This window comes from Flavobacterium sp. N3904 (assembly GCF_025947305.1).
In the GTDB taxonomy this organism is placed as follows: Bacteria; Bacteroidota; Bacteroidia; order Flavobacteriales; family Flavobacteriaceae; genus Flavobacterium.
Genome location: NZ_CP110009.1, coordinates 3,353,147 through 3,364,272 on the forward strand (window position 1 = coordinate 3,353,147; position 11,126 = coordinate 3,364,272).

Below are 11,126 nucleotides of genomic sequence, written 5' to 3' on the forward strand. Positions count from 1 at the left end.
GGCGACTGCCTGCACAGGTGGTCGCCTATTTAAAAATCGCAATCATGACAAAGGAAAATAAGGACAAAAACGAATTTGCAGACTACCTTTTTAACCAATTTGTAGAAGCAGAACGCAGAGACAAACAAGATTGGTCGCTGAATTATTGGAACGTTTTAAACCAATATGCAGAGATTGAGCTGTCTGAGGAGGAACACTCTGAAAAAAGATTATACGTATTTAAACTTGATATTATAATTAGGGAAGCTATGACAGGCTGGAACACACACCTATTGATACTGCGTGGAAAAGAAGCCGAGCAGGATTACAGGGAGAGAATGGAAAAATATGAAGAACGCTTACGTGCCATTGGACATGACGAAGCTACAATTAAACAAATGTTAGACTATAAAATCAAACTAAATTATGGAAACGACTAATTTTTTCAATCAGATAGCCCAAATGGGCATTACAGGAGATTTACAGCTAACTATTTCAAAGGGTATAGCAAACAACTTTATTGTTTCTATAATACTTTTAAATGAGCAATGTGGAGATAACGCAAAACAACTGATACCACCACTTAATCTTAGGGGAACGGCAGAAGAATTGGACGAGGGATTTTTTCAGCAGATAACAGCTCCTTTGCAAACCGCTTCAGGTTTAATGGTAAATATGGAAGCCTTTATGAAACAATTGGAAGAAGCTAAAAAGCAATCGGCAATGGAAAAGGAAAAAGGCGAAAAAGAGAAAAAGGAACAGGAAGCCAAAGACAAGAAATTTAAAGAGGGAATGGCAAAAGCGGATGAATTGGAAAAAGAAGGCAAATTCCGTGATGCGTGGATGAAAGTACCCGAAATGACGGAGTTCCCCGAAAAGGCTGACGAGATACGAAAACGCAAATCGGAACTATCAGACAAGTTTTCTTCAACAGGTCTGTTTGCAACAGAGCAACCTAATGTTTAATACAAAATCCAAGAGTTATGTTATTAGCAACACAGTTAGAAAGAGTATTTATACTTAAAGATAAAGGACAGGACATCAGACTGACCGACCCCGAACCAGGTTGGAGTGTGGAAGCGGTATTGAATTTTTACGCCAATACGTATCCCATACTAACCACGGCAAAAGTATCTGCCCCAATTATCCGTGATGATAGGATAGAATACAAATTGGAAAGCGTAATGGGGACAAAAGGTTAAACCAAAAATCAAAAACGATGAACTATGCAACGCAATATCCTATCGGGAACTATAAGCATACCCCAGCAGAAAATACAGCGGCAACTGCACCAGCAATTAAGCGAGTTCGCCCATTGGATGCAGAGAGCCAAAGATGCAAACGAGGTTCGGAAAGACAAACAGAAATCCGTACCAATAGCGATGCTACCAATGGTTTTCTAAAGTGTACGTTTCTGCCTAAACTGAAAGCAGTGCAATCCGTACAGGCTTGTAAGAGAACTGCAAAAACGGAGAGGGATTTTTACAAGTCCCTTTCACAACTTGCAGAACATTATGGCATCAATCCGTTACAAACACAGGATTATGGCTCCCCCTACAATATGGCTTTGGCTATGTGGGATGCTGAAACCAAATTAAAACAAATCAATGTAAATTGGGATAATTTACGTTTGGTACAGGATAGTAAGAAAACATTTTTCACAAGCGAAGAACGATACAGTACAGGCACAACCCTGTACTATATTCCAATTGTACCACTCTTTCAAATGCTCCATGACCCAAAGCGCAAAAAAAACGCTCAATTACTTGTTTCGGTTTGCAGTTATCTGTACCATATTGTTGACATACCCTATTACAGACAGGAAAACAGCTATCTGTATTGGATGTACGAAATGATGAACGATTGGATAGAACAAGATGATTATACAGATGAAACAGATAGCTATATTGCAGAGATTGCAAGAGCCGAATGGATAGGCGAACGAATAGAACAAAAACTGTTCAACCGTATCAATTTACAAGTTTTTGAACAGCGTTTAAACCATTTTAAAAGCAGTGATACATTCGACCAAGAGTGTCAAAAAGTGGCTTGCGATGCCCTTGCCCTTTATGCACAATATCCACACGAGAGCATTTTCCGAAACGCACCAAGACCCCAAGAAGACCCCTATAATGATGAAAACGACTCCGAAACCGTTGGAATGGAAAAATACATCTCCTTTATAGCAGATACCACAGGTTGGTTGTATGAGAGACTTGCCGACAGTATTAACAATGAGTTTAACGAGTATGGAGCAATGGAAGAACCAACCATTTGCAAATGCTTTGACGGAAGCAACATTACACAAACCAATCTTGATTTTGAGAACCGCCTGTTTGCTCTTTTGAACGAACTATGCACGCTACTGTATGACTATAAAACGACAAGAAAATGAACAATGTAAACGACATAACCGAGAATTTTGGAACGCTTTACCACCCAAAATCCGCATTGGTTTTTTACCAAACTAAAGAAACGAATACCGATATGTACGTGGAGCATTTTGATATGGACAAAAACGGAAATCCTATCAATGCCCATCCACTAACCGTAAATGAAGCTAAAATATTGGCGAAGGCTTTACAATCCGATAAAGAAAAAGATAAAGCCTTTTTAAAGCCAAAAGGGATTTTGCCGACCAATATACTGCATATCAATCCGAGCGAAAAAGGCACGGTACTTTGGTACACCAAAGCACAGGAACAACAATTATATTTTGTGAACGGTTTAGGAATACCCAACGGCAAAGCGTATGTACCGCCAATGCTTTGGTATGCCAGCAAAAACAGCCTTGCGGTATTTGCTCTTGCAACCGACAGAAGACCAACAGAAAATACAGTATTGTATTATGCTCCTTTCTTCAATATTTATGAAGATGGCAAAGTATGTATGGGAACTGTAAGCATAGATATTAAAAATTCCGCTTCTGTGGAGGAATTTGCAACTACTTGGGAAAACTACTTTTTCAACAGCTATTTTAGTCATTTATTAGTAAAACAAAATCCCATAAAAGGGAATTGCGTAAGCCTTTGGAAAAAACTGATTGAAACAAACGAAGTCTTTCCCAAAGATGTATTAAAAAAGAACAACAAAACCCTTAAAAATATTTTGTGATGAATACCGAGATACCAAAAGTACATTTTACAGACAATTATCTGATAAGTCCAACCAATCCCATTACCCTAAACCTAATCGGTGCAGGTGGCACAGGCTCAAAGGTTTTGACCGCTTTAATGGAAATGAACCATAGTTTAATCGAATTGGGACACGCAGGATTGAACGTCCGTTTGTGGGATGATGATATTGTGACTAATGCCAATTTAGGAAGACAGCGGTTTGCTGAAAGTGAAACAGGCCTGTACAAATCCATTGCCCTCATCAACCGTGCAAACCGCTTTTCAGGTACAAATTGGAAAGCCGAAACCGCAAAGTTTGAAAAGGACCGTTTGGGCAGAATACCCGAAAATGCACAGGCGACTTTATACATTACCTGCGTGGACAATGTACAGGCGAGGTTTGGTGTTGCTGAAATACTGAAAGAAATATGCAACCGCAGACACCACAGGGACATACCTAAATATTGGCTGGATTTTGGAAACAGCCAGCATACAGGGCAAGTGTTACTGTCTACCATAGGAAACATTCATCAACCCAATTCGGAGAAATACGAAACGGTGGCAAGCCTGCCAATGATTACGGAAGAATTTGGAGAAATATTGAAGCAGTCCGAACAGGACGACGACACGCCGAGCTGCAGTTTAGCGGAAGCATTGGAGAAACAGGATTTGTTTATCAATTCCTCTTTGACCCAAATGGGCTGTTCGCTTTTATGGAGCTTGTTTCGGCATGGTATGACACCGTACAGGGGATTTTTTCACAATCTGAAGGACTTTCGCACCCACCCCATAAAAGTCGCCTAATAGCCATAATCGGGCGCAAAAAGACACTCCCTCCTATGGTCGGGACAGTCTTTTTGCGTCAAATCAGTGCAACCACTTTGGTAAAATATATGTCAATCCATAAATTTCTCTAATATATTTTACCAAACAGGCTGCAATCTAATTTCAAAGGGATATTCATTATCCCTTTCGTTGTTTTAGAGGACTTCTTTTCTTTCCAAATCAGCGACCTAAGAAAAGAAGCAAAAGAACGCCGCTTGGTTAGAGTTGGATTTTAATCTTTTACTGTTTAAGGTTTTATTTCTTAAATTTATTAACCAAAAAAAGTTATATATGAATTACCAAATGTTCCTATGCCCATGACAGATAATTAGATTCTAAACATCTAAAAAATAATATTTTAGATGTTTTTATTAAAAGTAGGTATTTAGCTATTTACTATACATCTTTTAGCCAATTTTTTTTGCTAGTTTAAATATTAGCGGTACGCAGACTGCTCTGTTTTCGCTTCTTGCTGTTGTTTTTCCTTATCCTTTTCAGACTGCTCTGTTTTCACTTCTTGCTGTTGTTTTTCCTTATCCTTTTTCATCCTTGAATATGACCACAGCGTAAGAATAGCAAGTACAATTAAGCCATATGCAAGCCACTTACATATTCGTTCCAAAAAGCGGACAAACACAGATGCCTCAAAGCTCGAAAAACATTCCAAACTAGCCACATTACGTCTGTAAAACTTTCTGCGGCTTACCCAGTAGATAAGTCCTATACCTATAACAAGGGGTATAATACCCAGTAACAATTGAGAAGTAACTGCATCCATAATTATAAAGATTATAATCCAAGTAAATTAAAACAAAATCATCTTATGAGAAAAGTTGAAAATCAAAAAACCGACTTGCATAAATGCAGGTCGGTTTTCATTTATTCCATTGTAACTTTAGTCACTGCTGTTAAACTCAAAGCTCAACTGCTTTTCGTTCCCAAAATTATCCGAAATCCATACTTCAAAGGATTGGGAGACGGTGGATTTCGAAGTATAATACAACCTGAATTGTTTCGTTGGTAATTGGTACAAATCGTTGGGCAGATACGGCAGCTCATTATAATACTGCAAAGTCCCTTGTCCATCAAACTGAAAGTAGCGAAGATAGTATTGCGTGTTAGTATAACTATAGGTTGGTTCTATCTTTAGCCTGATCTCTAAGGTATTGCCATTGACAATTTCTTTAGGTATGGGCATCACCTTTACCTCAAAAGGGAAATCATTTTGTATTTCAAGTTCGTCTTTGCTGCAGGATGTAACGGAACTTATCAGGATTGCCAGCAATACATATATTCGCAGCAATCCTATTCTGAATTTATTGAAAAATGCTATCATTGTTTTATATTTTATAAGTTAATCCTTAATCCCAGACCTACTGAAGGCCGGAGCTGTTCCAGATCCGTACCACACAAAACTTTTGTGCGTCCTTGAAGAATCAGTACAAAATAGTCAGAAAGGTATGTTTCAAAAGACAGTCGTCCGCCTGCACCATAGATAAAATTGTCTTCAGTCAGTATTTTTGCCCCATCATACAACCAAGCTTCTCCACGGTTAATGCTTTCATAACCCACCACACCTGTTATAGCTAAATTCAGGCTAATGTTCTTACGGGCATCGCCCAGCAGGAAAAAACTGTAACCACCTTCTGCTGTGTAGGTTTCCCGTGGTAAGCGGAAGTCTTTGTACACATCATACTGCTTCGTATATTCCAAAGCCCAAACCTGATAATTACCGTTTTTAGCATTCACGGTCATACCCACATTGAGGTAGTAGTTCCTACCAAGATGGTCATCGGACAAGATTCCCGCGTTTACTTCCAGTCCTTTCTGATTAGGCAGCATGCGTTGCGCCTGGGTGATAGTCATGCCTATTAATGCAAACACCATCGTATAGATATACATTTTCATTTTTCTATTATTACTTTTAATAAATTATTAAAATTTCAGGTGCATATCGTTAATCAAACGAGCCTTTATCAAATCCGAATTTTCTATCTGTAGCGTTTGTTTTCTGCCACCGTTCTTCTCGAAAACCTCAATCAGTAACATCTTGTCATCGGCAATGGTAAATTGATCCAGCAGGAACACATTCTGCTCCGTTGTCTTTCCGCCAATCTCGCCCAGTGGCTTGTAAGTACGCAGTGGTATCATTGGTCTTTCCTGTATCACGGTTCGCTTAGCAATCTTTTTATCCACCACTTTGAAATTGATAAAATCAATCTGGAAAGGAACATTGGTACGGTTTGCGAGTTCGGTATGGAAATAATATTTACCATTATGGATATAAATTCCTTTCAGAATAAACTGTATGCCAAAACTTTTCGCCCCAATATGCTTTACAATGCGCTTATCATTTTTGTAAATGGTTTCCAATAACAAACCTGCCAGAGATGGTGAGTTATTTCCCAACTCTTCAAAAAGAACATCGTTTCCGCTGGCCTTGTCTATAGTTTTTTGCATCGCCTGCAAGTCATAACTTAACGTCTGTGGGCAGGAACTGTAATTCACATTGAAGCTGTAAAATCGGCCGTCATTTGTAATCACTGAAAAATTGGTTTCTGGTTCAAACTCCCTTACCAATGCTTTTACACGAAGTACATTTTCCGCATCTTCAGCTTTTCCCGCAATCAGGTATTCACTACCCAGATCCACATAGCGGATAGCGGTTGGGAAAATCAGATGCGAAGTCTTGTCATAAGTAACTTCCATACAGTAGGGTTCTATCTTGCCCAAAGCAAGAGGAGTTTTTGCGCTGTCTTGTGCAAAAGAGGATACGGCAAAGCCGATGATCAGGGCAAATGCCCACAAGGTTCTAAAATGATTTTTCATTGTTTAATTCTATTTATGTTTTACATTATTTTTTGGAGACAAGAAACAGTTGATGACCTGCCTTTAAGGTAACTTTCGGTGTCTTCACTTTTTTGGAGAAATAGCCCGAAATGCCCTGTACTAAACCACGGCTCAAATCAGCGGCAACCTGTTGTCCTGCTGATTGGGTAAGCATCAGGCTTGTTCCGGATTGCTGGCTCATATTCCCTGCCATTTCGCTAAGGGCATTCATTTCGGGCGAAAAAGGCACGTACAAACCCTGCTGACCGTCCAGATCATAAATAGTAATATCAACCGGGATGATGTTTCCGTTCAATTCTATGGAAGTTACCTGCATCTGTAAACGTCCTCCCTCAAGTTTTGCGTTAGCCGTTAAAATTGTTCCTTGGGGAATGGCCTGATTAGGCGTTTGGGCGGATTCCAGTAACCGCAATTGTACTCCGCTTTCACTGATAATAGTTTGTGTTTCCTGTACACAGGCTTTGATACTGTTTTTGGGTTGTACCACTTGCTCTAATGTACCAGCTGTATAAAAACGGCTGTTCTTGTTCTGGCCCCAATCAGCTAAAAAAACACTATCGCTAGGCTCACGATACAAGGCGGATATGGTGTTCTTTCTTGTAGTTGTGAATGCCACAAACTGCTCTTTTTGAGTAGAAGGTGAAGACTTAGAAACAGGACCATTGGCAGGCACTGCTTCTCCCCTATTTGTAACTGAAGGAAGATATTTTGCAGCCATCTGATAGGATTTCTCCATCATTTCCAATTGGTCATCTACCGTTACTTTGGCTGGATCATCTTTCTCAGCCAGTTTTCCCTTTACTTCTTCCAATTGCTTACGGAGTTCCTTCGTTTCAGAATTATCGTCCTTATAGAAAGAACCTAATGTGCTTTGCACGTTGCGGTAACTGTTCAAAGCGCGATTACTGTCTTTTTCAGATCTGTTGGCACTACTATAGCTTTCTTCCTCTTCAGGCAACTCGCCTCCCTCCTCTCCTTTTTCGTCTTCATTCCAGTAATCAGAAAGAGATGTGAGATCGTTCCGTTTTTCCTGATTCTTACGTTCCAGCATTTCCTCTTCGTATGCCTTACCCTTATCATCAGGCATTCCTGCACCCGTAGCCTGAGGCACGACTTCGTTCAGTCCGATTTTCTCGATTTCCTTTTTCTCGGAAGAGGGTTTAAAAATCAGGTACATACAGCAGAGGAACACAACACCCATCAAACCGAATATAAGAGGTTTTTTAAGCTTTTTGACTTTGTTCCTGGTACTGTCTTGCAAGACATCATCGATTGCTGATGGGTTACCTTCCGTTACCCGAACAACCGTTTTTTTGTTCTCATTTAATTTCATACATCTTATTTTTTAAAATTGTTGTTAATGTATCCTGCAATTTTGTAGGACTTTCATTTTTTTTGTGGATGGGGTTCTCGATATGCTCAATGCCTATATCGTTGCGGGACTTTGAAGTTTCATACCATACTTTGCCAATGATCCCCGCGGTAAGTAGCAGATAGCCCACAAAGAAGTACAGCAGGCATTGATGCTGTTTTTGTATGGGCAATACCCGCCAACGTTCATCCAGCTTGTCAAAGTACCTGTCCATAGTTGTTCTTAATTTTTTCATAGCCTTCTAATTTCTTTTTGTTATAGCTTGAAACGCTTTAGACTTTTTTCTGCCTCTTGCTTCGGCTCTTCACTAACCAAAGCGATTGAAGCAATTGCTTTGGGTACAGTTAGTATAGAAAGCTCTGTCAAAGTTGATTTTTTCATCAGTTGTCCGAAACCATCTTTTTTTGCTACCTCCATTCTGTTGAGAGAGAATTTGCCGTTCAGGTATTCTATCCACATATTGCATTCTACACGAGGCTTATCTTCTCCCGACCATTGCAGATAGCTTGTCAGCAACAATTCCTGCTTAGGCAAATTGTCGGCATCTTTTTGGCAACTTTCGAGGTATTCACAGATACTGTCTTTTAGGTTTCCGGGATACGCGCCCTGCGTGTGGAAATAACCGCTATATCCTTTTTCGGTAAGGGTTATAGCGAAGGTGTTTAAATCTGAAAATGTTTCCATACGATTATTTTTAGCGTTCGATAACTTCAATGTCCTTGTTTTCGACCACCGAAAATTTTTCTATATTAAAGCCCTGCGGGTTATTGTCCGAACGGACGGAATTGACCAGATAGCAGGAAGTAATCAGATTACGTTTGGTCACATTGCTGGAACGGATGATGAACTGTTTGGCATAGGTGCGGACCGCATAAGGATAGGTGTCAAAATTGCCGACCACACTATCCACTTCGATACGTTGCTGCACATTACCTGATATAATGCGGTTGTAGTATCCCTTTTCCGAAAGGTCTTTGTAATAATCAAAGGCACTTTTATCGGCAAGATTAAACGCCCGTCTCATATTACTTTCGATAGCATTCTTATCGGGAGCCAGCGTAAAGAACAATTCATGAAAGTGTCTTACGTGTTCCCTCGCTTCGACCGGACGGTTGATGGAGGCATCCTGTGCAAGTGCCAGCATCAATGATTTGCCATTGTCCAGCACATAGATCTTTTGGCGTTGTTCTTCTGCAAAGTGGTAGGATTGCCATACGGCATATGCTGCAACACTGGTGCAGAGAACAGCAAATACAAGGGCATACAACCTGATTTGGCGAAAACTGTTTTCGATATTTCTTAGCGTTTTAAATTCCATTTTTTCTGATTAATCGTTTTACATTATTTAAGTAGCTGACCTCCGATATTTCCTGCTGCAGAACCAACTCCGGCACCGGCAATATTTCCTGATTTCATTGCCGTTTGATTGACATTACGGGTAAAATTCCCTGCACCGCCAGCCTGAATAATCCAGCCTGTCACGGTTGGAACGGTAAAGTATCCGACAATGCCTATAATCATAAAGATGATATACACAGTGTTTGACGTGTCGGGAATGAATGTCGGATCAGACAACATGGCGATATCCCGTTCTAATATCAGGGATTGTATCCTTGCCAGCATGGAGCTGAACAAATCTGAAACAGGAAGCCACAAGTAAACACTTATGTATCGTGTGAACCACTGTGTGAGCGTGGACTGAAAGCCATCCCACACCGAAATGGCGAAGGCTATTGGTCCCAGTATGGAAAGGACAATCAGAAAAAACGTCCGTATGGTATCAATTACCAGTGCTGCCGCCTGAAAAAGTACTTCCAGCAGATTGCGGAACCATTCCTTCAACGCTTTCTCTATCCTGTATTCCTGCCTGTCCATATACATTCCTGCCATTGTTCCGATCTCGGAAGGCGACCAGCCGAGTTCGTCCAGTTTTTTGTCGAAGACCTCATCAGAAGCCAAATAGGCGGTTTCGGGATTTCTAACCATTGCTTCATATTCCAATTGGTCTTTTTGCTGCTGCAATTTATTCAGGTCCAGCACCTGGTCTTCGAGTATCGCATGAGTTCCCGTGACAACAGGGCTTAGTACTGCGTTGATGGTTCCCAACACGATAGTCGGAAAAAACATAATGCAAAGTCCCAAGGCAAATGGGCGTAATAATGGATACATATCTATAGGCTCAGCACGGCTTAAGGCCCCCCAAACCTTTAATGAAACATAGAACAGGGCACCCAAGCCAGCTAGGCCTTTCGCCACCGCCGCCATATCCCAGGCGAGCGGCATCATATCGTCATACAGCGAACGCAGGACTTCATGAAGGTTATTCCATTCCATGGCTTACCAGTATTTTTGGTTGGATGTCCCATAAAGTTCCAGCACTCTTTTGGAATCGTCTTTTTTCTTCGCTCTGAGGTAGCTGACCGAAATGTTCTTGTTGGTGTAATAGCGGACAAGGCTGTGGTACTCTTTTACCTCTTTATACACTCGGTCGATAATATCCATACGCTCTTTGTCATTTAATGAAAGCTTGGTAGAAGATACTATCTGCTTCAATTCCTTCAGCAGCTCCGTACTTTCATTTAGCAGTGCTGAATAACCATTGCCGATAGCTGCCAGTTCCTGAGGTGTGAAATTGGGATCATTCATCATCTTACCGAAATTGGTAACATACATCTCGGAAACATCACCTACCAGTAAGACCGTCTGCTGCACCTTGCGCGCATCTTTCACTAGATTATTGACCGCCTGAAGCTTGTCGTAATATTCTTTACCCTGTTTGTATACCTTCTCTACTTCCTTGAAATTTTTGATAACATTCGATACAGTGGATGAAGTCTGTACGATTTCATTGGCACTGTTCAGAATGCCCGAAGCCAGGTTAAAGGGATCGGTAACTACAAATTGAGCTTTTGCGGAGGGTGCGACAGCCAACATTACTGCTGCACACACCATTAAAATTAATTTTTTCATGATTTCTAATTTTT

At 40.6% G+C, this 11,126-nt stretch carries 16 protein-coding genes; 6 read left to right on the forward strand and 10 right to left on the reverse strand.

The window, feature by feature from the left end:
- Positions 1-44 precede the first annotated feature (44 nt).
- From OLM57_RS14235 to OLM57_RS14260, 6 genes are read left to right on the forward strand one after another with little or no spacing between them, the layout of a single operon-like run.
- Complete coding sequence (locus OLM57_RS14235; RefSeq protein ID WP_219317163.1) at positions 45-419, forward strand: hypothetical protein; 375 nt, start codon at positions 45-47, stop codon at positions 417-419.
- Entirely contained in the window at positions 406-945 is a 540-nt protein-coding gene (locus OLM57_RS14240) for a PRTRC system protein E (RefSeq protein ID WP_264564352.1), read from the forward strand. Before OLM57_RS14235 ends, OLM57_RS14240 begins: the two co-directional genes overlap by 14 nt.
- Before the next feature lie 17 nt (positions 946-962).
- On the forward strand, positions 963-1,181 hold the full coding sequence (locus tag OLM57_RS14245) for a PRTRC system protein C (protein WP_264564353.1): 219 nt from the start codon (positions 963-965) through the stop codon (positions 1,179-1,181).
- Positions 1,182-1,198: 17 nt separating this feature from the next.
- Entirely contained in the window at positions 1,199-2,374 is a 1,176-nt protein-coding gene (locus OLM57_RS14250) for a hypothetical protein (protein ID WP_264564354.1), read from the forward strand.
- Positions 2,371-3,093: a PRTRC system protein B gene (locus OLM57_RS14255; RefSeq protein ID WP_264564355.1), complete on the forward strand. Its 723-nt coding sequence runs from the start codon at positions 2,371-2,373 to the stop codon at positions 3,091-3,093. The genes OLM57_RS14250 and OLM57_RS14255 overlap by 4 nt, the downstream gene beginning before the upstream one ends.
- Positions 3,093-3,899: a PRTRC system ThiF family protein gene (locus tag OLM57_RS14260; RefSeq protein WP_264564356.1), complete on the forward strand. Its 807-nt coding sequence runs from the start codon at positions 3,093-3,095 to the stop codon at positions 3,897-3,899. The genes OLM57_RS14255 and OLM57_RS14260 overlap by 1 nt, the downstream gene beginning before the upstream one ends.
- A 457-nt stretch (positions 3,900-4,356) precedes the next feature.
- Here OLM57_RS14260 and OLM57_RS14265 read toward each other — a convergent pair whose 3' ends face one another.
- From OLM57_RS14265 to OLM57_RS14310, 10 genes are all read right to left on the reverse strand, one after another.
- Positions 4,357-4,698, reverse strand: coding sequence for a molybdenum ABC transporter permease (locus tag OLM57_RS14265; protein WP_264564357.1), 342 nt, complete (start codon positions 4,696-4,698; stop codon positions 4,357-4,359).
- Between the two features lie 117 nt (positions 4,699-4,815).
- On the reverse strand, positions 4,816-5,256 hold the full coding sequence (locus OLM57_RS14270) for a DUF3872 domain-containing protein (RefSeq protein WP_264564358.1): 441 nt from the start codon (positions 5,254-5,256) through the stop codon (positions 4,816-4,818).
- An 11-nt stretch (positions 5,257-5,267) separates the two neighbouring features.
- Entirely contained in the window at positions 5,268-5,828 is a 561-nt protein-coding gene (locus OLM57_RS14275) for a conjugal transfer protein TraO (protein WP_264564359.1), read from the reverse strand.
- Positions 5,829-5,855: 27 nt separating this feature from the next.
- Positions 5,856-6,749, reverse strand: a complete 894-nt coding sequence (gene traN, locus OLM57_RS14280) for a conjugative transposon protein TraN (RefSeq protein WP_264564360.1) — start codon at positions 6,747-6,749, stop codon at positions 5,856-5,858.
- Between the two features lie 25 nt (positions 6,750-6,774).
- Positions 6,775-8,103, reverse strand: a complete 1,329-nt coding sequence (traM, locus tag OLM57_RS14285) for a conjugative transposon protein TraM (protein ID WP_264564361.1) — start codon at positions 8,101-8,103, stop codon at positions 6,775-6,777.
- Entirely contained in the window at positions 8,090-8,377 is a 288-nt protein-coding gene (locus OLM57_RS14290; protein WP_264564362.1) for a nitrogen regulatory IIA protein, read from the reverse strand. The genes traM and OLM57_RS14290 overlap by 14 nt, the downstream gene beginning before the upstream one ends.
- Before the next feature lie 20 nt (positions 8,378-8,397).
- Positions 8,398-8,826, reverse strand: coding sequence for a hypothetical protein (locus OLM57_RS14295; protein ID WP_264564363.1), 429 nt, complete (start codon positions 8,824-8,826; stop codon positions 8,398-8,400).
- Positions 8,827-8,836: 10 nt separating this feature from the next.
- Positions 8,837-9,460 (reverse strand): conjugative transposon protein TraK, encoded by a 624-nt coding sequence (gene traK, locus OLM57_RS14300; RefSeq protein WP_264564364.1) that lies wholly within the window; start codon positions 9,458-9,460, stop codon positions 8,837-8,839.
- A 23-nt stretch (positions 9,461-9,483) separates the two neighbouring features.
- Positions 9,484-10,476: a conjugative transposon protein TraJ gene (traJ, locus tag OLM57_RS14305; protein ID WP_264564365.1), complete on the reverse strand. Its 993-nt coding sequence runs from the start codon at positions 10,474-10,476 to the stop codon at positions 9,484-9,486.
- Positions 10,477-10,479: 3 nt separating this feature from the next.
- On the reverse strand, positions 10,480-11,112 hold the full coding sequence (locus OLM57_RS14310; protein WP_264564366.1) for a DUF4141 domain-containing protein: 633 nt from the start codon (positions 11,110-11,112) through the stop codon (positions 10,480-10,482).
- Positions 11,113-11,126 lie beyond the last annotated feature (14 nt).

Bases quoted from the DNA above. Each gene is read 5' to 3' on its own strand.
- OLM57_RS14310 (WP_264564366.1), bottom strand. From the start codon at position 11,112: ATGAAAAAATTAATTTTAATGGTGTGTGCAGCAGTAATGTTGGCTGTC.
- OLM57_RS14295 (WP_264564363.1), bottom strand. From the start codon at position 8,826: ATGGAAACATTTTCAGATTTAAACACCTTCGCTATAACCCTTACCGAA.
- OLM57_RS14260 (WP_264564356.1), top strand. From the start codon at position 3,093: ATGAATACCGAGATACCAAAAGTACATTTTACAGACAATTATCTGATA.
- traJ (WP_264564365.1), bottom strand. From the start codon at position 10,476: ATGGAATGGAATAACCTTCATGAAGTCCTGCGTTCGCTGTATGACGAT.
- OLM57_RS14255 (WP_264564355.1), top strand. From the start codon at position 2,371: ATGAACAATGTAAACGACATAACCGAGAATTTTGGAACGCTTTACCAC.
- traM (WP_264564361.1), bottom strand. From the start codon at position 8,103: ATGAAATTAAATGAGAACAAAAAAACGGTTGTTCGGGTAACGGAAGGT.
- OLM57_RS14250 (WP_264564354.1), top strand. From the start codon at position 1,199: ATGAACTATGCAACGCAATATCCTATCGGGAACTATAAGCATACCCCA.
- traN (WP_264564360.1), bottom strand. From the start codon at position 6,749: ATGAAAAATCATTTTAGAACCTTGTGGGCATTTGCCCTGATCATCGGC.
- traK (WP_264564364.1), bottom strand. From the start codon at position 9,460: ATGGAATTTAAAACGCTAAGAAATATCGAAAACAGTTTTCGCCAAATC.
- OLM57_RS14245 (WP_264564353.1), top strand. From the start codon at position 963: ATGTTATTAGCAACACAGTTAGAAAGAGTATTTATACTTAAAGATAAA.
- OLM57_RS14265 (WP_264564357.1), bottom strand. From the start codon at position 4,698: ATGGATGCAGTTACTTCTCAATTGTTACTGGGTATTATACCCCTTGTT.
- OLM57_RS14240 (WP_264564352.1), top strand. From the start codon at position 406: ATGGAAACGACTAATTTTTTCAATCAGATAGCCCAAATGGGCATTACA.
- OLM57_RS14235 (WP_219317163.1), top strand. From the start codon at position 45: ATGACAAAGGAAAATAAGGACAAAAACGAATTTGCAGACTACCTTTTT.
- OLM57_RS14290 (WP_264564362.1), bottom strand. From the start codon at position 8,377: ATGAAAAAATTAAGAACAACTATGGACAGGTACTTTGACAAGCTGGAT.
- OLM57_RS14275 (WP_264564359.1), bottom strand. From the start codon at position 5,828: ATGAAAATGTATATCTATACGATGGTGTTTGCATTAATAGGCATGACT.
- OLM57_RS14270 (WP_264564358.1), bottom strand. From the start codon at position 5,256: ATGATAGCATTTTTCAATAAATTCAGAATAGGATTGCTGCGAATATAT.